Origin of the sequence: Janthinobacterium sp. PSRC1-1 (genome assembly GCF_049897525.1) — a bacterium.
Taxonomy (GTDB): Bacteria; Pseudomonadota; Gammaproteobacteria; order Burkholderiales; family Burkholderiaceae_D; genus Janthinobacterium; species Janthinobacterium tructae.
In genome coordinates this window covers 81,436-106,924 of record NZ_JAFCWK010000014.1, presented here as the reverse complement: position 1 = coordinate 106,924, position 25,489 = coordinate 81,436, and the positions used below count along the sequence as shown (strand labels likewise).

Here is a 25,489-nt window from a genome sequence, read left to right as displayed (position 1 = left end):
CGCCTGACAAAACCGTAGCGAGCGGAAGGGAGAGGTGGCTAAGAAGCGCAACCGTACGAAGGTACGGTGAGCATCGCAGGCCGCCTATCCCGACGCGCAGTAGGTTTGGTCAGGTGTTACTCGGCAGATTTTTGCTGTGGGGCACCGAACAGGGCAGCGACGAGCGGATCGCGCGTCACGGGACCGCGATTGACGCGGATGGCGTAATGCGTGTCATCGGCCAGGATGTGGAAATGGCGGCCGCTGCCTGCCATGCTTTGCTCGCGCAGGCCGGGACGATCCTTGCGCGGTGGCGCGCCTTCACGTTTCGGCTGGACGATGGCGGCCAGGAAGGCGCGCACGCGCTCAGGGTCTGGCGTCAGCTGGTACACTGCCTTGCCCAGGTAGGTGGCGGTACCTTCGATGTAGCGGGCCAGTTCGATCACGCCCGCTTCGCGCAAGTCGCGGATGTATTTGCGGGCGCCCGATGGCGAAAACTTGAGGAACCAGGCGATTTCATCGGCCAGCATCTCGTGCAGCGACAATTCGCCGATCAGCTTTTGCATGTTTTCGATGCGGCGCAGGGTGGCCGACGTCGAACGCACGCGCTCGATCGGTGCCATGGAAATGGGATTCAGGCGCTCCGGGGGGATGGGTGCTGCGCGCTCTACCATTTGCGAGCCTTTTTCGGGGCTACGAAGTTCCTGGTGCGCTGCCTTTAATTCGCTCTTCACGTGAGACTGAGTCATTGCATGCATTTGAATACTCCTTTTAAACGATTGCCGGTAGCCCGGATTGTTAAGTTCTTGGCAATTTTTATACCAGAACACTACGAATCCTGAGCGTCTGGACATAGAATGCCACCCTGCTCTTCCTTGGTCTGTGCGTTAACGAACATTAGGAACAAGAAAGTGAAAAATATTTCCCCACTGAATTATTTCTAAAAAGCATCTACTACATGCAGTGACATTTCTGCGTTCAAGGTGAAGTGGCGAACAGAAGCATCGGTATTCTTGCCATAAATTCAAGCTTCACGCGCGGCGCCCGCTGCCCGCATCGTGATACCTCGACTCTTGCAAAGGAATCATCATGAAAATACCTGCCCTGTTGGCCGCCGCCTTGCTCGTCACTGTGTCCGCCTGTAAAAAACCGGCAGATGCGCCCCTGCCCGAAATGGCACCGACCCCCGCTTCCGTCCCGCAGGTGATGCCCGCCCCCGTCACACCGGCCATGCCGGAAGCCGGCCCCGGCCGCGTGACGCCGCCCGCGCCGCTGACCGACCCAGCCACCGCGCCGGCACTGCCGCCCGCCACGGCGCCGAAATAAGCCCGCCAACTGGCGATCGATCAGGCGCCCGCGCGGCGCCGCCCCTACTCCACGGGGGAGTTACGCGTTGCCAGCCTGTTTGCAACGCGTTTTTTTACGATTGGAGTCGGCCACGCCGTGAAGGTTCACCGGCATGCGCCGCGCCCGGAACGCGGCAATCCGCACACCCTTTCCCCTCGCCGTGCGGAAAGACGGAATATCGCTATTTTCCATTTTCAATAGAATCAAATTAAACCTTTATAAACAATCACTTGCAATAAACGCCAAAATGCGCTCCACTGGCACGGAAGATGCTTTTATATTTTCATAACCGCCATCAGAGCGGCAGCCTGACCCACTATATAAAACCATCTACCTTTTGGAGACAACAGCATGGCACGCACCTTCCGCATCTCGTCCTTCCTTAACACCAAGGCACTGGCCGTGGCCGTCGCACTGGCCGCGCAATTCCCGCTGGCCGTCCATGCGGCCGACCTGGTCCGCCTGGGCAACCTGAAATTCGCCCATTACGGCGCCGTCGCCTACATGAAGGAAATCGCACCCAAATACGACCTGAAAATCGAGGAACGCATCTTCGCCAAGGGCCTCGACATCGTGCCGGCCATGATCGCCGGCGAAATCGACGTCTCCGCCAGCGCGCTGGAAGCGGCCATCACGGGCCGCGCCACGGGCTTGCCCGTGTACCTGGTGGGCGGCTTCGCCAAGGGCGGCGTGCAAATCGTCGGGCGTCCCGACCTGAACATCAAGGGCATTGCCGACCTGAAAGGCAAGAAAGTCGGCGTCACGCGCGGCGGCCCGCAGGAAATCCTGCTGTTTGCCGAACTGTCCAAGGCCAAGCTGACCTGGTCCGACAAGCCGGGCAAGGACGTGCAGATCCTGTATATGGGCTACCCGGACCTGAACCAGGCTCTCTTGACGAAAGACATCGACGTCATGAGCCAGTCCGAGCCCTACTCCACGCAGGCGATCCACAAGAAATACGGCGCGGCCATCCTCAAGCCGTATGACACGCCGCTGGGCGAGCCCGTGCGCGCCCTCGTCATGACGGAAAAGATGTACAAGGAAAAGCCGGCCGTGGCCCAGCGCTTCATGGATTGCTTCGTCGCCGCCACCCGGGCATTTTTGGCCGACCCGAAACTGGCGGAAAAATACGTGCGCGAATCGATGTTCAAGAACCAGATCACGTCCGACGATTACCGCGATGCCATCGACAACGCCATCTTCACGGAAGACATCACGCAGAGCCACGTGCAGCTGACCACCGACTACATGGTGAAATTCGGCGTTGGCCGCATGGCCAAGCCGCCTGCCGCCCAGGACTGGGTCAAGCTCGACCTGCTGGAAAAAGCCAAGAAAACCTACGCTCCACGCTAATCTGAAAGTGTCACGATGAATATTCAAATGATGAAACGCTTCGCGCACGGTGCCATCGTGCCCGTGGTCGTGCTGCTGTTCTGGCAAGCACTGTCCACGTTCGGCTGGATCAACCCGCAAATCCTGCCCTCGCCCGTGGCCGTGGTCGTGAAATGGTATGAATACCTGATCCCCATGCAAGCGTACACGCCCGAAGCGGGCAATTACCTGGTGTGGATGTTCTCCGGCGAACTGCCGCACGACGCCTGGGCCAGCCTGTCGCGCGTGCTGGGCGGCTTCGCCATCGGCGCCGGCCTGGCCTTGCCGCTGGGCTTGCTGATGGGCACCAACAAGACCATCTATAAACTGTTCGACCCGCTGGTGCAGGTGCTGCGCCCGATTCCGCCGATCGCCTACATCCCGCTGGCGATTTTGTGGTTCGGCCTGGGCAACCCGCCCGCCTTCTTCCTGATCAGCATCGGTTCTTTCTTCCCCGTGCTGATGAATACCATCGCCGGCGTGCGCCAGGTCGACGGCATTTATATTCGCGCCGCGCGCAACCTGGGCGCCAGCCAGATGACGATGTTCCGCCGCGTGATCCTGCCGGCGGCCACGCCATATATTCTGGCCGGCGCGCGCATCGGCATGGGCACGGCCTTCATCGTCGTGATCGTGGCCGAAATGATCGCCGTCAACAGCGGCCTGGGTTTCCGCATCCTGGAAGCACGCGAGTACTTCTGGTCTGACAAAATTATCGCCGGCATGTTTACCATCGGCCTGTTCGGCCTGGCCATCGATATGGCCATGAATGCCCTGAATAATCATTTGCTGCAGTGGCACCGCGGCCTGGAACACTGAGAGGAACGGCCATGACCACGATCAATATCAATGCAGTCAATAAAATCTTCACCACGGGCGGCGCCGACGTCATCGCCCTGAAAGACATCAACCTGGAAATCGCCAGCGGCGAGTTCATCTGCCTGCTGGGGCCGTCCGGCTGCGGCAAGTCGACCCTCTTGAACGCCATTGCCGGCTTCTCGCAGCCGACGTCCGGCCAGATCCTGGCTGGCGGCAAGCTGATCACCGAGCCCGGCCCCGACCGCGGCATGGTGTTCCAGGAATACGCGCTGTTCCCATGGATGAGCATCGAGAGCAATATCGCCTTCGGCCTGGAAATCGCCGGCAAGACGCCGGCCGAGATCCGCGAACGCGTCGACATGCTGCTGAGCATGCTCGGCTTGACGGAATTCCGTGCCCGCTACCCGAAAGACTTGTCCGGCGGCATGCGCCAGCGCGTAGCGATTGCCCGCGTGCTGGCCCTCGATTCGCCCATCATGCTGATGGACGAACCGTTCGGCGCGCTGGATGCCTTGACGCGGCGCAACCTGCAAGATGAATTGCTGAAAATCTGGAAAGTCTTCGGCACCACCATCGTTTTTGTGACGCACTCGATCGAGGAATCGATCTACCTGGCCGACCGCACCATCGTCATGACCTACCGTCCCGGCACCATCAAGCGCGACGTGGCCATCGACCTGCCCCGCCCGCGCGACCCGAGCGACCCCGAGTTCAACCGCCTCAAGCGCATGCTGGGCGAGATGGTGATGGAAGAGCAGCAGCGTCATCACAATGCCGAGACGATGGCCAGTACGGCCGATTGAGGGAGCTTGATTAAGCGACTGCAAACTTATTTGGGGTCTGACCCGCCGGGTCAGACCCCAAAGCTATTCGCCCCCCTGCTGGCCGTGGGCTCGCTGGTCCTGCTGACGTGGGCGTCGTATGCCTGGGTCAAGCAGCGCCAGCTCGATGAATTGCACCGCACGCTCGATTCGCGCGCGGAACTGTATGCGGCGTCCATCGGCGGCGCCCTCAACAAATACGAATTCCTGCCCCTGGCCGTGGCCCAGAGCGATGCCGTGGCGCAACTGCTGGAGCAGCCCAGCGCCGACAGCGTCACGCAGATCAACGCCTACCTGGTCGACATGAACCGCCGCGCAGGCGCCTTTGCCGTCTACGTGCTCGATGACAAGGGCACGACCCTGGCGTCGAGCAACTGGCAAGACCGCAGCTCCTACGTGGGCGTCAACTACGGCTTCCGCCCCTATTTCAAGAACGCGATTGCAGGCGGCATCGGCCGCTTCTACGGCATCGGCTTTTCCACCTTCGAGGCCGGCTATTTCATTTCCCAGCCCGTGCAGCGCGACGGGCGCATCCTCGGCATCGTCGCCGCCAAGGTCAACCTGGACTGGATCGAGCAATCGTGGCGCACGCCCGGTGCGGGCGAACAGATCTGGGTCAAGGATGCGAATGGCGTGATCATCCTGGCCACCACACCCGCCTTCAAGTTCAAGACCCTGGCGCCTTTGTCGCCGGCCGCGAAGAACGATATCAGCGCACAGCGACAGTTCCTGCAGGAAAACCTGCCCATCCTGCCGCACAAGGTGCTGCGCCAGTTCGCCGACGGCGCCAGCGTCATGACCCTGGAGCGCCAGCAGTCGGGCGACACGCCGGCCCTGTCCGGCAGCGCCGAGAAGGTGGACTATCTGGCCGTGAACCGCGCGCTCGGTCCGCTGCAATGGCAAATCACCGTGCTGGCCGAACTCGACCAGGTGAACGAGGCGGCGCGCAACGCGGCCATGGCCGCCGCGCTGGGCTGGGCCTTGCTGCTGCTGGCCCTGATGTATGCGCGCCAGCGCCGGCGCCGCATCGCCGACAAACTCAATGCGCAACAAACCCTGGCGCGCGCCTATGAACAGCTGGAAATCAAGGTCGAGCAGCGCACAGCCGACCTGGTGCACGCGAATGGCCGGCTGCAGGCGGAAGTGGCCGAGCGCGAGCGGGCCGAGCAAACCTTGCGCTATGCCCAGGCGGAACTGGTGCAAAGCGGCAAGCTGGCGGCCATCGGCCAGATGGCGGCCGGCGTCACGCACGAGCTGAACCAGCCGCTGGCCGCCCTGCAGACCTTTTCCGACAATGCCAAGGTGTTCCTGGCACGCGGGCGCATCGACGATGCGCTCGACAACCTGTCGACCATTTCCGACCTCGTCAAGCGCCTCGGCTATGTCACCTCGCAATTGAAAGGCTTTGCGCGGCGCAGCGACGATGCGCGCAAACCCGTCAGCGTGCGCCAGGCGTTTGCGCAAACCATGCTGCAAATCCGCACGCGCAAGCATTCGCAACGCCTGACCCTGCATGAAAGCTGGCTGGAGGACGACATCATCGTGCTGTGCAACGCCATCGGCCTGGAACAGGTGTTTACCAATCTGATCACCAACGCCATGGATGCCGTGCCGGAAAGCGAGCCCGTGCAGATATGGTTCCAGGTGCGCCGCGAAGGTAGCCTTGCTGTGCTGCATATCACCGATAATGGCCCCGGCATCCCGCTGGCCTCGCTCGACAAGATCTTCGATCCCTTCTATACCACCAAGGAACACGGACTGGGCTTGGGATTATCGATCAGCGCAGGCATACTGCGCGCGGCCGGCAGCGCACTGGCCGTGCGCAACCGCAGCGCGCAGGAAGGGGGCGGCGCACAATTTACCATCACCCTGAGCTGCGACCCGGGGGAGAGAGACGAAGGAAACATCTGATGCACGAGAATAATTTTGAAGGCATGCAAGTGCTGCTGGTGGAAGACGACGCCGTCGTGCGCAAGGGCGCCCGGCAATCGCTGGAACTGGCAGGGCTGCAAGTGACGGCCGTCGCCACGGCCGAGGAAGCGCTGCCCTGGCTGGTGCCCGAATTTGCCGGCATTTTATTGAGCGATATCAAGCTGCCCGGCATGGATGGCTTGAAATTGCTCGATATCGCCGTGGCGCAGGATGCCAGCCTGCCCGTCATCCTCGTCACGGGCCACGGCGACGTGTCGATGGCCGTGGGCGCCATGCGCCGCGGCGCCTACGACTTCATCGAAAAACCGTTTTCCGCCGACTTGCTGGTGGAAGTATGTCGCCGCGCCCTGGATAAACGCCATCTGGTGCTGGAAAACATGAATTTGCGCCGCCAGCTCGAGCAGCGGGTCGGCATCGAGGCGCGCATCGTGGGCCGCAGCGCGGCCATGGCCAAGGTGCGCCAGCTGGTGCTGAACCTGGCGCCGAAGTCGGCCGACATCATCATCCTCGGTGAAACGGGCACCGGCAAGGAACTGATCGCGCGCTGCCTGCACGACTTCAGCGAACGGCGCGACCACCCTTTCGTGGCCATCAATTGCGGCGCCCTGCCCGAATCGATCTTTGAATCGGAACTGTTCGGCCACGAGGAAGGCGCATTCACGGGCGCGCAGCGCCAGCGCATCGGCAAGATCGAATACGCGAATGGCGGCACCCTGTTCCTCGATGAAATCGAAAGCATGCCGCTGGCCCTGCAAGTCAAACTGCTGCGCGTACTGCAGGAAAGGCAAGTCGAACGCCTGGGCTCGAACAAATTGATATCCGTGAATTTCCGCGTGATCGCCGCCGCCAAGGAAGACTTGAGCGTGCTGGCCGAACAGGGAAAATTCCGGCCCGACCTGTATTACCGCCTGAACGTGGCCAGCCTCACCCTGCCCGCCCTGCGCAACCGGCGCGAGGATATCCCGCTGCTGTTCGAATTTTTCGTGCTGCAGGCAGCGCTGCGCTACGGCCAGCCGGCCGCCCTCGTCAGCGGCGAACTGATCGCCTCCCTGATGGCGCAGCGCTGGGCCGGTAACGTGCGCGAACTGCACAACGTGGCCGACCGCTTCGTGCTGGGCTTGCTCGACGACACCCTGAGCCCGGCCGGCTGCCGCGAAGCGTCGCTGGCCGAGCAAGTCGACACCTTCGAGATTTCCATCATCGAGGAGGCCTTGCGCCGCCACAACGGCAACGTCATCGATGCGGCGGCTGCTTTGAATATCCCGAAGAAAACCCTGTACGACAAGCTCAAGCGCTTCGATATCTCGACGGAACAATTCCGTTGATCAGTAGCAAGTAGCCGACACAGCCATGAGGCGGCGTCCTACCCGTGCCGACGGCATCCTGTGTGAGAATGCAGGCTCAACTTCTGCACAGGACACTGCCATGAAAACCGCCGCTCTCTTGCTGGCCGCCACCCTGATGACCGTGGGCGGCGCCTGGGTGCAAGCCCAGTCGACGACCAATGTCAACCAGACGGGCAACCACACCAATAACCCGAATGATCCGGGACAGAAATCGGACCAGTCCGACAAACTCGACAACAAAGGCAAGCTGGTGCACGACACCAAGCCCGCCAAGGCGCGCACGGACAAGCGCAGCCGACGCGGCAAGCCCGTGGCCACGCCGGACACCCCGGCCGCCAGCGGTCCGGCCACCTCGCCACCAGCGACGCCGCGCTGAACTACAGCACGTGGCGGTCGAACAGCCAGGTGCCATAGCGTTCGGCAAAGACATAGGTGTTGGAATAGTGGGGCTGAGTATGACTGAGTCCCACGAACTCGACCGTCAAGCTGATGGTCTGTGCGTCATGCACGGTCCAGTTCCATAAGCGGCGCGCAAGAAGATAATTGTAGTCATCGATACGCGGCGGCTTGATCAAGGCCAGTTCGCCGTTGCGGGTCGTCACCATCCGTATCGCATGCGCAGGCTGGCGTACCTGCCCTGTCACCTGGAAAAATTGCACGATCGGATTGATGGCCGCCTTGACGACCGCCAGGTCGTCGGCACGGGTGATGGCGGACAAGTCCACGCGCCGCTTGAATTTCCGGTTGGGCGCCTCATTCATGAAGCCCAGATCCAGCGCGCCTGGCACAGGCGCCGAAGCGGCGCGCATGGCATACGGCGCATCTTCCGCCTGCGCGGCTGGCAGCGCGAGCGCGCCGCACAGCAGGGACAGCAATATCGATAATCGTAATGTCATGGGCTAACTCCTGCAACGATCCATGCCGCGAAACGCGCGGCCCGCTGATGCCAGTCGCAGGTGGTCCTGATGCCGCCTGCAGCTCGAGCATAAGGCAATCGTGCACAAGTGAACAGTAGCCGCACGCTATCATCGCATCATTAAAAAATAACAAGGATGGCAATGAAAGCAGCATGGCAAACGATGGTGGCGGCAGGCGTACTGGCCGCCGCCGGTGCACAGGCGGCGCCCACGGTGGGCGAATGCATGGAACTGACGACGGGCATCAAGTTCAGCAAGAACAATGGCGACGCGCAAGTCAACGTCGAGGAAATCTTCGAGGGCAAGAAACTCAAGGGTACGCAGCTGATCCTCGACGGCGGCGTCCTGCTGGCCACGTCCTACCAGGACATCCGCGACGGCCAGGTCTTCCTGACGGGCACGATCCATTACAACGAAGACGGCACGGTGCGCAGCAAGAACGTCTACGCGCCGCAGTCCGCCATCCCCGCCGCCATGCGCCCCGGCCAGGAAGTGCGCGTGCAGTTCACGGACACGCAAACGAGCACCCACTACCCGCTGGCGGGCCTGTCCGACAAGATCACCACCTCCACGCGCACCGATAAACGCGATTTCTCGATCACTTTCCTGGGCTGGGAACGCTTGGAACTGGGCGGGCGCCGCTTCCCCGACGCCTGCAAGTTCGAACTGCGCGACGTCGGTGGCAAGAGCCGTGGCAAAAGCGGCGAATACGTGTGGTACGCGCAAGGCTTCGGCGTGATCATGACGGACAAGCTGGACCAGGATGGCGAGGTGCAGCCGGCGTATCGTATCGCACTGACGAACATCCTCAGTGCGCCGTAATTTTTGACAACTTTTACGTTAGAATCGGGGATAAACACTTCTTATCAGGAAATCATGTCGCAGATCGAACGCAAATGGTGGTTTGCCATGCCTGTGATGTTTCTCGCCATGGGCGCCACGCTGTGGCTGCTCGATTGCGCGCAAGTACCACGCACGCTTTCTTTGGCCTGGGTCACTATTTTCAGCCTGTGCTGCGTGCCGCTGCAGCGTTGCCTTTCTTTTCTTCTCTGGATATTGCTGCTGTGGCTGGCACCTGGCCTGGCAGACAAAAAACTGGCCCAGCGATAGGACCATCCGCCGCGCATCGCAGCCTGCTTCCTCGCAAAGTTTGCGCAAGCACAACTAATCCGCCGTCGCGCCCCTCTACACTGTCCTGTCTGGTCAGCATGGAGCGGCGATGGCGTATCCCAAACTTCCGTATGTCAGCGGCAAGAGCAGCGCCCTGCTGCACTGCGACCGCATGCAGGACGCCATCGTGCGCATCCGCCCTGAGCTGCCGGGCAACGTCATCGTCATCCATGGCGTCAATGACGTGGGCACCAGTTTCGGCGCCGTGGAAAAGGGTTTATGCCAGGGACTCGACGCGCGCATGTACGGCGGCGGCCACGTGTTCACCCCAGCCGCGTACCGTATGCCGCAGGAATCCGACAAGCGTGAAGTGATCGCCGATCCGGACGCCATCTTTTTCAAGCGCCAGCCTGATGACACGACATACAGCCCCGTGATCCCGTTTTACTGGGGCTATCGTGAACAAGCCAACGCCAGCAAAGTGGTCAACGGCCAGAACACGGACCGCTACGGCAATCGCCTCGACAAGGACATGTCGAAGAACGGCGGCCCGTTCGGCAATGCCACCAACACCCTGCCGGACATGTGGAACAAGGGGCTGTTCTCGCCCTACGACGTGGGCGGCGACCCCGTGCGGCCCCTGATGACGGCGCCTGGCCGCATGTACATGGTGCTGGCCGCCAAGCGCCTGGCCGCGCTCATCGCCATGATCCGCGATTACGACAGCGACGACGTGGTCTCCATCGTGGCGCACAGCCAGGGCTGTCTGATCTCGCTGCTGGCGCAGGCCTTCTTGCTCGACGAGGGCAAGCGCCCCGCCGACACCTTGATCCTCACGCATCCACCCTACAGCCTGGTGGAAGACACGACCATGTTTTTCGGCGCGGCGGAAAAGAGCCGCATCTTCGGCGGCGGCCGGGATGCGGTGATGGAAGACCAGTACGACGCCATCGACAACCGCCAGACCCTGCATGCGCGCCTGCAAACCCTGGTGCAGATCGTGCAGGGCGTGGTGGCAAAAAAGCACGCCACGCCCACCTTTGCGCAGATCAAGGATCACGCCATCTGTCACGGCATGGCCGGCGCGGCATGGCGCGCGGAAGCGGACCGCGACAACCGGGGCAAGGTCTACCTGTACTTTTGCCCCGAAGACATGACGGTAGCGCTGGACAATATGCAGGGCATCGGCTGGCAGGGCATACCCGACCACATCGACGGTCATGGCCTGTCCAAGACCAAGGGCAAGACGGACAAAAGCATCTGGGGTGACGGCCCCACCTACTGGGAAAAGGAACTCCAGCGCCACCAGCCGCTGGCGGAGCTGGGCAAGGGATTTTACCAGCGCGTATTCACCAACAAACAGCGCCTTGACGCGGCTGGCAAGAACAGAGGGCCGGTGCTGGTGGGCCAGCCGCCGCACGACTTTGCCCTGCGCCTGGAAGGCGAGGACGACCATGCCCACGTGGCCGCCGCCAACCGCGGCCACCGCGGCATGCACGACGAGACGCCGTGGCCGCCCGTCAAACCCGGCAAATGGAATATCTTTTCAACGGAATCAGGTCGGCGTGAAGGCTTACGCACGATCAATGGCGAAGCGCTGCGCGCGCCCAGGGCGGCCGTGCTGGACGGCGGCGAGATCCGCCCTGGGCAATTCCCCAAGGATTCCGCCCAGGCCAAGCTGCCGCGCGACCAGCAAGGACCGTGCGAAGAGGTCGACCCGATCGATGCGGCCATCGCCATTACCAGTAAAAAAGGCGTGCGAAAACTCCCGAGGGAAGTTGTCGATGACCCACGCCCCCTGCACGACCGGAAATCGGAGTACAACTATGGCCCCTTCAGTCCGTCCGCACTCAAACAGGTGGAGCAAGCGCTCAATCTGGGCAAAGAACCGGGAGACTGGCGCAAGCTGGAACGCGTGGCCCGCTACCCGCGCGGCGGCGACCTGCTGTACATCGATCCACTGGAAACCCCAAACCAGGCGCGCAAACGCTGGCAGAACGAGGTCAGCCCCAAATCCTTCCACGGCGCCATCATCGGCAACGCGGAAAACCACCGCAACGTAACGGCGTATGACGTGGCCATCGGTGGCGGCAAGGCCTCCAGCGATCCGAAGTTTTACCGGTATTTGTGTGCGGTGGCGGATTGGCGAATGCAACGAGATGCACTGATACCTCACCGGCCGTCTATTCGCAGATGGGAAGAGTTCCTGACGCAATTTGGTATCTATTGGGCATCTGAATCCACGCAACGCAGACAAATTGTCGAAGGTAATGCCCAATACTACAGTTCGGGAGTGCTACCGGCCTGGTTACCTGCCCTGCAAGCTGGCTTGCCCTCCACCGTCGTGTGTGAAACCGTAACGGGCAGACGCACCGAATCGGTCATCACGCCAGTCGTCCACAAAGCCAGCGATGACATCCCAAAATGAAAAACTTGCTTCCGCGCTTGACGTATCCGCTCGGTGCTGGCCTTGGTGCACTGGCACTGCTACTGCTTTGGGCTGCACTGAGCAATCACTCACCTTTCTTGCTGGAGGCAACGATGAGCAGCAAAATATGGAAGCACTTGCAATGGCTCTTGCTGATCCCACCCATCGTGGCGGCCGCATTGCTTGGCGCACGCTGGCTGCATTCGTCCAAGCCTCTGCCCATCGCACAGCCGCAAGTGCAACAAGCGGCGCCCAGCGAACAGGACAAGCGGGAATATGTGCTGGAAGTCATCGGTCTCGGCGTCACCCTGGACATGTATCGTCAGGGCAAGCTGTGGGAAGCCCTGCAGAAGGGAAACGCCTATGCCAGCATCCGCGAACAGGACAAGGAAAAATATCCATGGGATGCCATGGAAAGATCCGGGATGTCGGGGGGGCGCAGTGGTGATGCGCTGGAAAATGGCGCAAAGTACATCCCCATGTATTTTGGTGTGCCCGTGTTTAACGCAGAACCACCTATCTTTAATTCACGCATGCTGGACCGCCCCGATGCGCCGGTAATAGGTTTGGCCGCTGGCGCCGCCCCCTCCGGTCTGCACTGGCATCTGTTCATTGCCGGCCCGCGCCGCTTCAGCGAGCATCCGGACCGTATCCTGGAAGACGTGTTCGCCTTTTTTGACGCCAACCCCGACGTACCGTACATCGTGCTCAATTCCGAAGACAGCACGCCCACGCGCGATCTGTACCGGCCCATTGATTCGCCATCACTGGTCAAGGACGGCCGCTACATCCCCGAAATGCCCGACGCCTCCGCCCTGTTCGTGCTGGCGCGGCGCGAGCGCATCGACGCCGTGCGCAAGTTCGCCTATGACGATGCGCCACCCGAAGACAGCGTCGATGATTTGAATACCTACGGCGTGGCGCGGCGGCTGTATCTGGCATACGATCATCTGAAAGGAACCGTGCCGCAGGCACGCCTGGAAAGCGATCCGTCAGCCATTACGCAGCGCCCACCTTTAGTTGCCGAATGGCTCCCAATCGCCGCGCAATTCGCCCAGCGCTCCGATATCCGCGGCACGGGCACGTTCAGCATGGTCGACAGGCTCAAGCACAAGACTTATCAGCCACCGAAAGACTGGCAACCCACGCCCTGGTTTCCCCTGCCCTTCAACAAGGAGCAGCTGGCCCAGCTGGACCGCCTGCCGACCTTCGGCTTCATCCACCGGCCCACATTCGTCAGGATGGTCGACAAGGATGGCAAACTGCTCACGCGGCGCGACCAGCGCGAACACGCCTTGCAGGCGGGCTGGCAGCAAGCCTTGCGCAGCTTGCCGGAAGCCGAGCGTCCCGCCGCGCCGGCGCGCCTGGTCGCCGCCACCGGTGGCAATCAGGCCCAGCTGATTGCGCTGCACAAGACCTTGCTGAGCCATGCGGAAGATGGCGGCACGGAACTCGACAGCGGCAACACGGCGCAGTGGATAGACACGGACCAGCGCCTGGGCAACACGGGCGCGGCCACCCTGTTCGTGCAGATGGCCATCGGCGTGATGGGCAGTTACCGCGATGGCGGCGTCAGCGCGGTGGTGAATCTGCGCAATCCGGAGGAAGCGACTATCGTGCTGGTGAGTCCGCCATCGGACGAAAAACGCCGTACGCAAAAACACCCGCACGGCGGCGATGTGCTGCGGCATTACGCCACGCCGGCCATCGACCCGGCGAACTATCCATCGAACTGATTATTTTCCCTGTACGGCAAGCTGCGCCAGCGCATTCCCCCGCACCTGGAACGCCACCCTTGCCACCGTCTTGCCGGCAGCATCGACGAGCGCCAGCGCGTGCTTCCCCGGCACGGGGCGCCAGCTGATGCTCTCCGCTGCGCCGCCCATATCCTTGCCGTCGAGCACCCAGCGCAAGCCGTGGCTACCCTGCGCCTGGAAGAACACGCGCTGCAGGGCGGGCGGGATGTCGGGGTCGATGGCGAGGATGCTGTCCTCGGCCGGATACACGATGGCGGGCGGCTTCACGGTGTCGCCCAGCACGGCGATGACGGGGCTTTCCGTGCCTGCGATAAACCATTCGCGGCGCGGCGCTTCCAGCGCGGGCTGGTACGCCACCATCTGCTGCAGCACGCCCGGTGGCGCTTTCGGCGCGTGGCTGGGCACGTTCTTGTGCAGATAATCCATGACGTCGCGCCACACGGGCGCGGCGCCCGTCACGCCCGACACGTCCCACATGGGCTTGCCGTCGAAATTGCCCACCCACACGCCTACCGTGTAGCGCGCCGAATAGCCCATGCACCAGTTGTCGCGCATGTCCTTGCTCGTGCCCGTCTTGACAGCGCTCCAGAAATTCGTCCCCAGCTCGTTGCGCAAACCAAAGGTCATGCTGCGCGCGGCGCGGTCGGCCAGGATGTCGCCAACGATGAAGGCGGCGCCCGCTTCCATCACGCGGCGCCTGTCCTTGCCCGCCTGCCCCGGCTGCAGGCTGGCGGTGCTGTAGAGCCCGTCATTGGCCAGCGCGCGGTAGGCGTTGGCCAGTTCCAGCAGGGTCACTTCGGACGAGCCCAGCGCCAGCGAGGGGCCGTAGTATTCGGCCGGTTCCGTCAGGCTCGACAGGCCCACGTCCTTCAGGCGGTTGTAAAAGCCGTCCTGCCCCGTCAGCAGCACCGTGCGCACGGCGGGAATGTTGAGCGAGCTGGCCAGGCTGGTGCGGGCGCTGACGTAGCCCTTGAAATTGCGGTCGTAGTTTTGCGGCGCATACATGCCCGACGCCGTGGCGACGTCGAGCGGCGAGTCGTCCATGACGGAGGCGGCCGTCATCAGCCGGCGCTCGATGGCCAGTTCATATAAAAACGGTTTCAGGGTGGAACCGGCCTGGCGCAGGGCCGCCACGCCATCGACGTGGCTACCGCCCGCGTTGCCGACGTAGGCAAGGACTTCTCCGCTGCGGTTGTCGAGCACGATGATGGAGCCATCGTTGACATTGCGTTCGCGCAAGGAGGCCAGTTGCTGGCGCAGATTTTCCTGCGCGAAACGCTGCAGGGGACCATCGAGTGTGCTACGCACGGCGGCGCCCGATTGCTTGAGCAGCTGCTGCGCCACCTGCGGCGCCGGCGCGAGGTCGGCGTACAGGGCCGTGCGCTGCAGGGCCGTCTGCACGCGCTGGCCGATCAGCTGGCAACTGCTGTCCATGCGCCATTCCTTCGCCAGCGCGCAGGCGCGGCGCGTGACGGTGGCCGGCGGCGCATTTGGCGCGCGCACCAGGCTGGCCAAAATGATGCCATCGGTCTGGTTCAGGCCGGACGGCGCCTTGCCGAACAGGCTGTGCGAGGCGGAGGCGATGCCTTGCAGCTCGCCGCGGAACGACACGAGGTTCAAGTACGCTTCAAAAATCTGCGCCTTGCTCCAGCTATCCTCGATGGCCTGGGCGGCACGCATCTGGTCCCATTTCTGGCGCAGGCTGCGTCCACCCGCTTGAGCCTGCAAGTCCGCATCGAGCTGGCCCGCCAGCTGCATGGTGATGGTCGAGGCGCCCCGGGGCTTTTTCGAAAACAGATTGTCCCAGGCGGCCGTGGCCAGCGCGGACACATCCACGCCGCCATGGCGCATGAAGCGCTGGTCTTCCGCCAGCAGCACGGCTTGCTGCACGGCGGGAGAAATATCGACCAGCGGCACCCACGGCAAGCGCCGCACCTTCATGTCCACGCGTAACGATTGCAGCGGCGCGCCGCTGCGGTCCAGCAATTGCGCTTCCGAACTGCGGTAGGCGGCCTGCACCTGGCCCGGCGTCAATATCGCTTCAGCGACGGCCGGGCCAGCCAGCAGGCAGCCCATCATCAATGCCAGACGTCTCACTGCCCCACCTTCACATTCGCGTTCGGCGACTCGCCAAACATTTCGGGCGAATACATGGCTTCGATGCGCGTGGCCGGCAGGCTGAAATCCCCGGCATTGTTCAGGCGCACCGTGTATTCCACGCTCCAGTTACCCTTCGGCACAAAGGCGTAGTAGGCGCGGAAGGCGTCGAAAGCCCGCTCCTCGAACGTGGGCCAGACCCAGCCCGTGGATTTTTCACCGGCCGTCAGCAGCTGCGAATCGCGGCCCAGGCCATTGCCCAGCACCGTGGCGCTGGCGGGGATCGGATCGTCGACCACCACCCAGCTCATGTCCGCCTGCGCCGACAAATCCAGGCGCACGCGGTAGACATCGCCGCGCGACCAGTGGCCAGTGGTTTTCTGTTCCACTGGTGTAATGGTTTTCTTGATCGTGTAGCCGCTGGAGACGGGCGCCGTGAGCGGGATGGCCGCCAGGCTTTGCACGGTGGCCCACGGTTTACCGGTGCCGCTGTGCGCCAGGCCCAGCGTGTCCGTGCCCTTCGGCCACGCCTGCAGCACGGGTCCGACTTTCGCCGCGCCATTCCACACGAGCGCTTGCGTATCGCCGCCCAGCTTGACGGCGCTGGCGCCCGTCACTGGCGTGGACTCGAACTTGGCCGAGAATTTACTGATGGCCAAGGTGCCCCAGGCGTTGGCCACCGTGGTATCCCAGCGGCCCTTCTTCTGGCGGCCCATGCTGCCGCGCACCAGGCGGCCAATGTCGTCCTTCCACGCCGGGTCGTCCATCACGGCCAGCAGCAATCGGTTGGCGTTGACGTCGCCGGACACCATCAGCCACCACCAGTTATCCTTGCGCTCGGTGGAAAAGCCCATGGTCGTGCCCTGGAAATTCAAACGGCTGCGCAGGATCTGCTGCGCCTCGGCCTGCAGCGCATCGCGGCGCGCCAGGCTTGGCGTGCGTTGCAGCAACAAGCTCCAGTCGATGACGGCGGACGTGGGCCACAGGTTCGGACTGATGCTGATGCTTTCCAGTGCGTCGGGCGGCACCTTGCCGGAACGCGACAGCGCTTCCAGCGCAGCGAGTTTACGCACGGCCAGGTCGGTCGTGGCCAGCGCGGAATGGCGCACGATCTTGCCCTGCACGAAGGCCGTCAAGGCTGCTTCCATGCGGTTTTTCGTCTGTTCGGGAATCGCGTAGCCCGCCTCTTTCGTGGCCGACAACACGTACGCCGTCAGGCTGTCGCTGCCCTGCTCCATGATGGGGAAGTATTTCAGCAGGCCATCGCTATCCAGATAAGCGGGCAAGCTGGCGGCCAGCTTGTTCCACGCCTCCTGGTCTTGCAGGGCGATGGCCTTCGAGGTGTTTTGCTCGAAGCAGGTGTACGGATACGCCGCCATGTACTCGCGCACGCCGGGCAGCTCGCCGCCGAGCCTGGCGACAAAGCTGGTCTGGATGCCGCCCCGGCCCGGCAAGGCGCCGGACGGCATCTGCACCGACATATTGACGGGCTTGTCGATCTGCAGCAAGGTAGCCTGATACGTGCGCACGGGCGTGGCCTGGCCCACCTTTTGCGTGATTTTCAATTTATCCGTGTGATTCCCCGCCTTCGCGCTGATCTCCCACACAATCTGTTGGGCACCGAGCGGCACCTGGTAATCCCAGCCCACTTCGCGCGCTTCGCCTGCCGCCAACGTCAAACTCTGGCGCGGCAAGGCCTTGCCGGCCGCGCTGGCGTTGAGGTCCACGTTCAAGGATGCTGCCGACGTGTTGCGCACCGTAAATCCGGCGCGCAGCTGGTCGCCTTCGCGCACCAGGGTCGGCAAGCCCGACAGCAAGATCAAGTCTTGCGAGCTGCGGATGTCCGTGCTGCCCGTGCCGAACAATTGCTTGCCCGCGCTGGCAATCGCAACGATGCGAAACGCCGTCAAGGAATCGTTGAGCGGCACTTGCACCGTGGCCTCGCCCTTGGCGTCGAGCTTGACGGTGCCCTTCCAGAACAGCAAGGTGTCGAACAGTTCGCGGCTGGCGCCCTTGCCGCCGCCACCGCCGGCCGGGAAGGCCTTGCGGCCGAAGTGGCGCTTGCCGATCACCTGCATCTGCGCCGTCGCCGTTTCCACCTGCAGGCTGCGCTGCGCCATCATGGTGTCGAGCAGCTTCCAGCTATCGTTGGGCATCAGTTCCAGCAGCCCCGTGTCGACGGCCGCCAGCGCCACTTCGGCGCCCGCCGGCAGCGGCTTGCCATCGGCGCGGCGCACGCGCACCGATACCTCCGCCTTGTCGCGCGTTTTATACACTTCCTTGTCGGACACCACCATGACGTTCAGCTCATGCGCCTGCCACCCCACGTTCAGCGGTGCGATACCCATCTTGTAGGCCGGCTTGCCCAGGTCGACCAGGGCCGTCGGCTGCACGCCATCGACACGCCCGCGCACGACAAACACGGACACATACACATTCGGCGCGTAACTCGCTTTGACAGGGATATTGACCACCGGTTCCCGGCCATTGAGCTCGCGCACATAGGTGTCGAGGATGCCTTCGCGCTCGACCGTGATCAGGGCCGTGCCCGAGCGGAACGGCATGCGCACCTGCAAGCTTGCTTCCTGGCCCGGTTCATAGCGTTTCTTTTCCGGCAGCACGTCGATGCGGTCGTTGTCGCTGGCGTTGAACCACCAGTCGCCGCTGCCGGCCACCCAGGTGTCGCGGTTGGCGACGGCCGCGTTGCCAGCTGCATCCTGCGTGCGCGCGCGCAGGATCAGATTGCCGCTGGCGGGCGCCTTCACGTCGCACATCAACAGGCCCTTGTTGTCCGTCTTGCCCGAACACGCCTGCCCCAGCTTGACGACTTCGCTGCTGTTTTCATACGCATAGAAGCCGCCGATCAGGCGGCGGCGGTGCGAATAGCTGTTGCGCTGGAAGAAATCGACGGCAACCGGGGCGTTCGCCACGGGCTTGCCATTGGTACCGAGCACGGCCACCGTAAACTTGAAGGCATCCTTGCTCAAGGCCCAGGCGTCGGGCTTGATGCCGATCACATAGTTGGAGGGCCACAGCGGCACGCGCGTGGCCACCGAGGCCGTCTCGCCATTTGCATCCTGGAACGCCATTTCCGCCACCAGGTCGCGCGGCGTGGACAGCTGCGGCAACTGGTCGATGACGATGCGTGCGCCGCCCGCCTTGTCGAGGGTCAAGCTTTGCGTGCGCGCGGCAGCTGCGCCGGCGCCGACACGTCCGCCATGGCCTTCGTCCTGCCATTCGCCCTCATCGTCGTCGTAGCCCGTGCCCTGTTTCACCAGGCCTTCCTTCACGTCGCCATTGCTGAAGCTATAGTCGGGATAGTCGGCAAACGTGACGCTCTTGTCTTGCAGCACCGTGCGCAGCTTGACGGGCGCGTTGGTGGCGGCGCCGCCGGCCAGGTAGGTGATCTGCGCATCGAGGGCCAGCTGCTTCGCCTGCACGGCGGGCGCCTTTGGCCCCTGCAGCACGGCTTTCATGGTCGGCACGCGGAACGCTTCCACGCGGAAACTGCCGGACGGGCGGCCCGCCATCGTCACGCTGTACTCGCCCTGCTTGGCGTCGGCGGGGATGACCCAGTCGCTTTCCGCCGTGCCGCCGGCCGACCAGCGCAGGGGCAGCTGATAGTTCTGGTCGCTGCCCTGGTGCGTGATGACGACGGAGGTGGCGCTGCCGGGGCCGTTGTTCTTGTCGACCAGGCTCATGCCCTCGGCCGTGTGCTTGCGAATAAAATGCTTCATGTGCACGGTTTCGCCGGCACGCAGCAGGGTGCGGTCGAATACCGTGGCCAGCAAGGTGTTGTCGGCGCGCGTGTCGTCCGTAGGTAAATTGAAACGCCAGGCTTCGATGCCGCCCACCCAGTCCGACAGGGTAAACGTCATGTCGCCGCCGCTGCGCGCACTGATAAAGTAGCCGCCATTGTTCTTGCAACTGGATGCAGCCAGCTCGCCCGGGATGTGCGCCACGCCGTCCGCGCCCGTGGCGCCTTGCCACAGCAGCTTGCCGGCGCAGTCGCGCACAGCCACTTGCGCTTTCGCAACTGGCGCGCCCTTGTCCAGGGTCGTCACCCACACGAGCGACGATTGCGCGCCATGCTTGAAGTGGGCCGCCAGATTCGTCACCAGCGCGGCCGTGCGGATGTAGGCCGTGCTCGGTTTGCCCAGCAGCACCTTGCCGAGGATGGGGCTGGCCAGCTCGACCACATAAAAGCCCGGTTTTTGCAAAGGAATACCGATCACTTCAAAGGTTTTTTTGCCATCGGGACGGGGCAGGCTGATGGGACGCGTACCGGATGCATCGGCCAGCACGGATTTGCTCATGTTGCCCGCATACTGGGCGTACGGTTGCCAGTATTCGCCGCCGTCGCCATTGCCGGCCAGGCGCTGCATCCACTCGATGATGAACTTGTCGTCATTGTCGGGCACGCGCAAGGTGGCGCCCGTGGCGGCAGCCGATGGCTGAGCAACTTCCTTGCCCGACAGCACAGGCTCGATATTGCGCACCGTCACGGGCAGCAAGCCGTCGCCCTTCGCTTCGATGATGCCGAACGGGGCCGGGAACTTCAGCAGCGGCGGCTGTTCACCCGTGCGCACCGTCATGGGAAAGCGCGCGTGGTTGAGCAAGGCGCGGCCCGCGTCGTCGGTCAGCTTCGGCGGCAGGTTCAGCACGAAACTGGCTTGCACGGGAAAGGGACCGTTGAAGGTGGCGCCATACAGGAATTCCGCCTTTTCTTCGTCTTTTGAAATCGTCGGCGCATACGTCTTGCCGCCACCCTTCAGGGTCATGGCGCGCACCTGCGCCGCGCTCACGGGCGCGGAAAACTGCACGCGCATGGGCAGGAAGGGGATGCACTGCTCCTTCGGGTTGCTGCGCTCGCAGCTGAATTTGGCCGTGAAATCGGGCCGCGTCTTGAACTGCAGGGTTTGCGCCTTGTCCGTGGCGATGCCGCTGGCGCTGGCGATGCCCTCGCCCCACACGAGCGACACCTTGGCGTTGGCGGGGAAGCTGCGTTTGCATTGCAGCACGGTGACGGGCAGCGGCGGCGCGCCCTTGCTGGCGACGGGCATGCCCACTTTCCAGACCGTACCCCGCTTCTTGAAGTAGACAGTCAGGTAGCGGTCGAGGAAGCTCTTGCGCAAAGTTAATACCTGCTCCAGTTCCTTGCCTTTGAGCAGACGTACGGGAATCTTTTCATTGATGCCATCGGCGCGGCAATACGCGTTCGCGGCCACGCTGGCCTCGTTCGGCGCAGCGTCCAGGCCCAGCACGAAGATCTGGTTTTCATCGATATAGGGCTGGCCGTCATACGGCACGGCCTCGACGATGGCCGGGCCGCCCGTGGAAAAGCGGTACGACGCCGTCCCCTGCAAAGGCTTGCCGGCCAGATCCTTCAGCCCCGGCTTCAAGCTAAAACTGCAGGCCACGCCGGCCGGCAAGTCGCGCTCGAAATCATAATTCCAGTTGCGCTCGTCGGCCCAGCGCCCCGCGCCCGCCACCACGGCAGGCTCGGCCTTGCCGCAATCGATGGCGAACGGCGCGGGCAAGCCCATGTCGCCGAACGGCACCATCGGGGTGGCGAACTGGGCCCGCACCTGGCGCACGGCCTTGACCGTGCCGCTCGGTGAAAACAGGGACACGCCGCTATCGGCCCAGGCCGGCATAGCCAGGCCCAGCGACAGCGACAGACATAGCCGGCCCAGCTTGCCAGACAGCGGGGAAGAAACAACACGGGACAGGTCAGGCACGGGTGACTCCTTGATGAAAAGTGGCGGAGCTGGCTGCGGCGCGCAAAAGTTGCCTTGAGGAAGCAACACAAGGCAAGCGAACGCGGCAGGAATACAACATCAATGTAATATTAGTTATCAAGCTCATCATTGTTGCTAATATACAGTGGCATGCCAGTAACAAGTCGTACGATTGCCTCGTGTCGCGGCGCCCGGAAGTGGCCGTGATTGCAAAACTTTCCCGAGGCGAATTAGTTTTTTTCAACAGCAAAGTATTTGTCGTGAATCTGCAACACCATTGATATACCACAATGCTTTGTGCGCTAACGCACGGACGTTGCGAACCTGCCATCGTATTCTCTACTCCAACAGCAGTGCATTTATCGCAAGATAGCGCACCTGGAATGGTTGTCTATCTCTAGCAATAGCATGTCTGGCAGTTGTCGCATTGATGCAGCAGAGAAAATCTCTTATCAACGTTGGGAGTTACTTGTGAATAATCTAAAAAAAATCGCCGTTGCCGCCGCAGTACTGTGCTCCGCCCTCGGCGCACAGGCCCAGGAAATCAATCCCTCCTGGTACATTCAACCTAGCATCAACGCACTCAAGCCAGATTCCGATTTTTCCACGGATAAAACCGGCTATGGCGCAGGCTTGCGTTTCGGCAAACCTGTTTCCCCGGACTGGGATATCCAGCTGGGCACCACGTACGCCCGCTCCAAGGATGGCGGTCAGCGCTACCAGCAAAATACGCTGGGCGTAGACGGCCTGTACATGTTCTCGCGTAAAGCCTTCCGTCCCTTCCTGCTGGTCGGTGCCGGCATGCAGCGCGACAAGGACACCAGCTTCGCCTTCGGTGAACGCACGAAGAGTTCGCCGTACGCCAGCGTGGGCCTGGGCTTCCAGTCCAGCATCACCGATCAATTGTCCCTCCAGGCTGACGTACGCAATGTGCACGGTTTCCTGCGCGGCAATACCTTCGACCCAAGCAGCAAGTCGAACAACTACTACGTCACTGTGGGCCTGAACTTCGCGTTCGACAAACCACCTGCACCGCCGCCACCACCGCCACCGCCGCCGCCAGTGCGCGAAGAAGTCATCGTGGTCGTGCCGCCACCACCACCGCCACCGCCGCCACGCTTTGAAAAAGTGACGATGGCGGCAACGGAACTGTTCGCGTTCGACAGCGCCAAGCTGGGCCCGACACAGACCAAGCTCGACGAAATCGCCCGCGTGCTGAACGCGGCGCCAGACGTCAACAACGTCGTCATCAGCGGTTATGCCGACCGCATCGGCTCGCCCAAGTACAACCTGAAACTGTCGCAGCAGCGCGCTGATGCAGTCAAGGAATACCTGGTCGCCCACGGTGTCGCCGCCAACCGTCTGACGGCTGAAGGCAAGGGTTCAACCAATCCGGTCGTGGAGTGCAACAACAAGAAACGTGCCGACCTGATCAAGTGCCTGGAACCTAACCGCCGCGTTGAAGTGGAACAGATCACCATCGAACGCCGCGTGCAGTAAGCTAACAGTGGTACGCCACTTGTGAATAAAAAAAGGGGCTCGCGCCCCTTTTTTGCATTGAAAGCCAGCATGAATTTTTCTACCCGTTATCCCAGACTGGCCGGCCTGGCGCCGTTCGGCAAGCAGATGCGCAGTGTCATCGTCTGTTCCGTCACCGAATGGCTGGAACACCGCGCCTCAAGCAAGGGTGCCGCCCTCGCCTACTACACCCTGTTTTCCATCGCCCCCATCCTCGTGCTGGTGATTGCCATCGCCGGCTTTTTCTATGGTCCGGCCGCCGCGCGCGGTGAACTGATGGGGCAACTGCAAGGTTTGCTGGGCACGCAAGGCGCCGAAGCCATCCAGCTGGTGCTGGCCGGCGCGAAGAACCACGATCAGGGGCGCATCGCCACCCTCATTGCCAGCGCCCTGCTGCTGTTTGGCGCCACCAGCGTATTTGCCGAACTGAAAGCCAGTCTCGATGAAATCTGGCAAGTACCACCACTGAAGGAAGCGGGCGCCTGGGACATGCTGCGCACGCGTTTGCTGTCCTTCGGCCTGGTGCTGGTACTGGCCTTCCTGCTGATGGTGTCGCTGGTGGTCAACGCCGCCATGGCCATTCTGGCCAACTTCTGGGAAGGCGTGTGGAAAGACACGGCCGTGCTGTTTACCATTTTGTCGAACCTGATCGGCTTTGCCGTCATCGCTAGCCTGTTCGCCGTCATCTATAAAATGCTGCCGCGCGTGCGCCTGTCCTGGCGCGACGTGCTGATCGGCGCCATCGGCACGGCCTTCATGTTTTCCCTGGGAAAATATGCGATTGGCGTGTATATCGGCAATAGCGGCGTGGCCAGCAGCTATGGCGCGGCCGGTTCGCTGGTGGCGCTGCTGCTGTGGGTGTATTACTCCGCGCAAATCTTCTTCCTGGGCGCCGAGTTCACGCGCCAGTTCGCCCTGCAGCTGGGCAGCATGCGCGATATGCCGAAGACGGAAGACGGCGACGTGCAAGTCAAGATATTGAAACGTCACCAGTCCTGATTCTCCGCAGCACACGCAACAACGGCGCCCGCGGGCGCCGTTTTTCTTGAGTTACCGCAAACTATTCGCCCAGCAGCTCGGCCACCGCTTCCATGCCTTGCACGCGCTCGGCCACCACCTTCACGATGACGATGATGGGCACGCCCAGCAGCAAGCCCCAGACGCCCCACAGCCAGCCCCAGAACAGCAGGCTGATGAACACGGCCGTAGGATTCATGCGGGCGATGCGCCCCGTCATCCAGGTGGTGACAAAGGTACCCACCAGGGTGGCGATGGCCATCGACGTGCCCGTCACCAGCAAGACCATTTCCAGTGATTCGAACTGCAAAAAGGCCACCAGCCCCGTGGCGATGGTGATGAGCAAGGGGCCGAAATACGGCATGATGTGCAGCAAGCCGGCCACGATGGCCCAGGCGCCCGCGTTTTCCAGGCCAATCACGCGCAGGGCGATCCACATCATGACGGCCAGCAAGCCATTCGTGACGAGCAGCATGAACATATAGTTCTGGATCGAGGTATTGATGTCTTCCAGGATGTGCACGGTGACCTTCTTGCGGCTCAGCGACGGTCCGGTCAGCTTGACGAGCTTGCGCTTGAAGGTATTGCCCGACAGCAGCAGGAAAAACACGAGGAAGATGACCATGGCGGCCTGGCTGAGGAAACCGACCAGGCCCAGCGAGCCGGCCCAGACCCAGTCCATGATCTTGAAGTTGGGCGCGTCCGGCGCGGTGACGGCGCGGCGGACGTTGCGGCGCGCCTCGGCGCCAGCGGCCACTTGCTCGATGGCATTGGCCACGGCTTGCATCTTCTGGAAGGTGCTGTTCTTGCCACCCGTGTTCTCGGCGATCAGCCGCGACATTTTCTGTGTGGCGGCCGGCAACTCTTCCACGATGGATTCAAATTCGCCCTGCACGCGCTCGATCACGACGAAGGAGCCGAACAGGATCAGGGCCGTGACAGCCGTGGCGGCGATGGCGCGCGGCAGGCGCAGCTTTTCCAGCCAGGCGACAACGGGATTGAGGGTATAGGCAATGAAAATGCCGAAAAGGACAGGAATGAGGAATTTCTGTGCCCACTGCAGCGCATAGATGAAGCTGACGGTGGCGATGATGCCCAGGGCAAGGCCGCGCGCATTGACATGCAGCGGCAGACGCAAGGATGCGTCCAGGTGCTCCCCGGGCATGCCGGGAGGTGGCCCGGCAGGCTCGGTGGAGGCAGCCGCCACCGGCTCGGGCGGGGTATCTGTAGGCTGGATATGCATGCGATTCCCGCGACGGTCGGTGGAGGGCCACAGAACCAGCCGTGGG

Annotated in this window: 18 protein-coding genes; 13 read left to right on the top strand and 5 right to left on the bottom strand. The window is 62.5% G+C overall.

Annotated elements, in window-relative coordinates:
• Window positions 1-116: 116 nt before the first annotated feature.
• The gene (locus ACP7DW_RS24520; protein ID WP_099760033.1) at window positions 117-653 is read right to left on the bottom strand and encodes a winged helix-turn-helix domain-containing protein; all 537 of its coding nucleotides are present in this window, start codon (window positions 651-653) and stop codon (window positions 117-119) included.
• Between the two features lie 415 nt (window positions 654-1,068).
• On the opposite strand from ACP7DW_RS24520, the gene ACP7DW_RS24515 reads away from it, so the two are divergent.
• The 7 genes from ACP7DW_RS24515 (at window position 1,069) to ACP7DW_RS24485 (ending at window position 7,991) form a co-directional block, all read left to right on the top strand.
• Entirely contained in the window at window positions 1,069-1,305 is a 237-nt protein-coding gene (locus ACP7DW_RS24515) for a hypothetical protein (RefSeq protein ID WP_426056982.1), read from the top strand.
• Between the two features lie 372 nt (window positions 1,306-1,677).
• Window positions 1,678-2,679, top strand: coding sequence for an ABC transporter substrate-binding protein (locus ACP7DW_RS24510; protein ID WP_298412005.1), 1,002 nt, complete (start codon window positions 1,678-1,680; stop codon window positions 2,677-2,679).
• 27 nt (window positions 2,680-2,706) lie between these two features.
• On the top strand, window positions 2,707-3,516 hold the full coding sequence (locus ACP7DW_RS24505; RefSeq protein ID WP_373629728.1) for an ABC transporter permease: 810 nt from the start codon (window positions 2,707-2,709) through the stop codon (window positions 3,514-3,516).
• A gap of 11 nt (window positions 3,517-3,527) precedes the next feature.
• On the top strand, window positions 3,528-4,319 hold the full coding sequence (locus tag ACP7DW_RS24500; RefSeq protein WP_426056983.1) for an ABC transporter ATP-binding protein: 792 nt from the start codon (window positions 3,528-3,530) through the stop codon (window positions 4,317-4,319).
• 30 nt (window positions 4,320-4,349) lie between these two features.
• Complete coding sequence (locus ACP7DW_RS24495; protein ID WP_426056984.1) at window positions 4,350-6,248, top strand: sensor histidine kinase; 1,899 nt, start codon at window positions 4,350-4,352, stop codon at window positions 6,246-6,248.
• Window positions 6,248-7,594: a sigma-54-dependent transcriptional regulator gene (locus ACP7DW_RS24490; RefSeq protein WP_081344829.1), complete on the top strand. Its 1,347-nt coding sequence runs from the start codon at window positions 6,248-6,250 to the stop codon at window positions 7,592-7,594. The genes ACP7DW_RS24495 and ACP7DW_RS24490 overlap by 1 nt, the downstream gene beginning before the upstream one ends.
• Window positions 7,595-7,694: 100 nt before the next feature.
• Window positions 7,695-7,991 (top strand): hypothetical protein, encoded by a 297-nt coding sequence (locus ACP7DW_RS24485; RefSeq protein WP_426056985.1) that lies wholly within the window; start codon window positions 7,695-7,697, stop codon window positions 7,989-7,991.
• Between the two features lies 1 nt (window position 7,992).
• Here the strand turns inward: ACP7DW_RS24485 and ACP7DW_RS24480 are convergent, their stop codons facing one another.
• Complete coding sequence (locus ACP7DW_RS24480) at window positions 7,993-8,511, bottom strand: hypothetical protein (protein ID WP_426056986.1); 519 nt, start codon at window positions 8,509-8,511, stop codon at window positions 7,993-7,995.
• A 162-nt stretch (window positions 8,512-8,673) separates the two neighbouring features.
• Between ACP7DW_RS24480 and ACP7DW_RS24475 the strand changes: the two genes are divergently transcribed.
• From ACP7DW_RS24475 to ACP7DW_RS24460, 4 genes are all read left to right on the top strand, one after another.
• Window positions 8,674-9,354 carry a hypothetical protein gene (locus tag ACP7DW_RS24475; protein WP_426056987.1) on the top strand — a complete coding sequence of 227 codons (681 nt, stop codon included), beginning with the start codon at window positions 8,674-8,676 and terminating at the stop codon, window positions 9,352-9,354.
• 54 nt (window positions 9,355-9,408) lie between these two features.
• Window positions 9,409-9,642 carry a hypothetical protein gene (locus tag ACP7DW_RS24470; RefSeq protein WP_426056988.1) on the top strand — a complete coding sequence of 78 codons (234 nt, stop codon included), beginning with the start codon at window positions 9,409-9,411 and terminating at the stop codon, window positions 9,640-9,642.
• A 109-nt stretch (window positions 9,643-9,751) separates the two neighbouring features.
• Entirely contained in the window at window positions 9,752-12,070 is a 2,319-nt protein-coding gene (locus tag ACP7DW_RS24465; protein ID WP_426056989.1) for a T6SS effector phospholipase Tle3 domain-containing protein, read from the top strand.
• Window positions 12,071-12,183: 113 nt separating this feature from the next.
• Entirely contained in the window at window positions 12,184-13,806 is a 1,623-nt protein-coding gene (locus ACP7DW_RS24460) for a type VI lipase adapter Tla3 domain-containing protein (protein WP_426056990.1), read from the top strand.
• Here the strand turns inward: ACP7DW_RS24460 and pbpC are convergent, their stop codons facing one another.
• Window positions 13,807-15,903: a penicillin-binding protein 1C gene (gene pbpC, locus ACP7DW_RS24455; RefSeq protein WP_426057054.1), complete on the bottom strand. Its 2,097-nt coding sequence runs from the start codon at window positions 15,901-15,903 to the stop codon at window positions 13,807-13,809.
• A 17-nt stretch (window positions 15,904-15,920) separates the two neighbouring features.
• Window positions 15,921-21,665, bottom strand: a complete 5,745-nt coding sequence (locus tag ACP7DW_RS24450) for an alpha-2-macroglobulin family protein (protein WP_426056991.1) — start codon at window positions 21,663-21,665, stop codon at window positions 15,921-15,923.
• 471 nt (window positions 21,666-22,136) lie between these two features.
• On the opposite strand from ACP7DW_RS24450, the gene ACP7DW_RS24445 reads away from it, so the two are divergent.
• Window positions 22,137-23,165, top strand: a complete 1,029-nt coding sequence (locus ACP7DW_RS24445) for an OmpA family protein (protein ID WP_426056993.1) — start codon at window positions 22,137-22,139, stop codon at window positions 23,163-23,165.
• A gap of 69 nt (window positions 23,166-23,234) precedes the next feature.
• Entirely contained in the window at window positions 23,235-24,182 is a 948-nt protein-coding gene (locus ACP7DW_RS24440) for a YihY/virulence factor BrkB family protein (RefSeq protein ID WP_426056994.1), read from the top strand.
• A gap of 61 nt (window positions 24,183-24,243) precedes the next feature.
• Here the strand turns inward: ACP7DW_RS24440 and ACP7DW_RS24435 are convergent, their stop codons facing one another.
• The gene (locus tag ACP7DW_RS24435; RefSeq protein ID WP_426057055.1) at window positions 24,244-25,365 is read right to left on the bottom strand and encodes an AI-2E family transporter; all 1,122 of its coding nucleotides are present in this window, start codon (window positions 25,363-25,365) and stop codon (window positions 24,244-24,246) included.
• Window positions 25,366-25,489 lie beyond the last annotated feature (124 nt).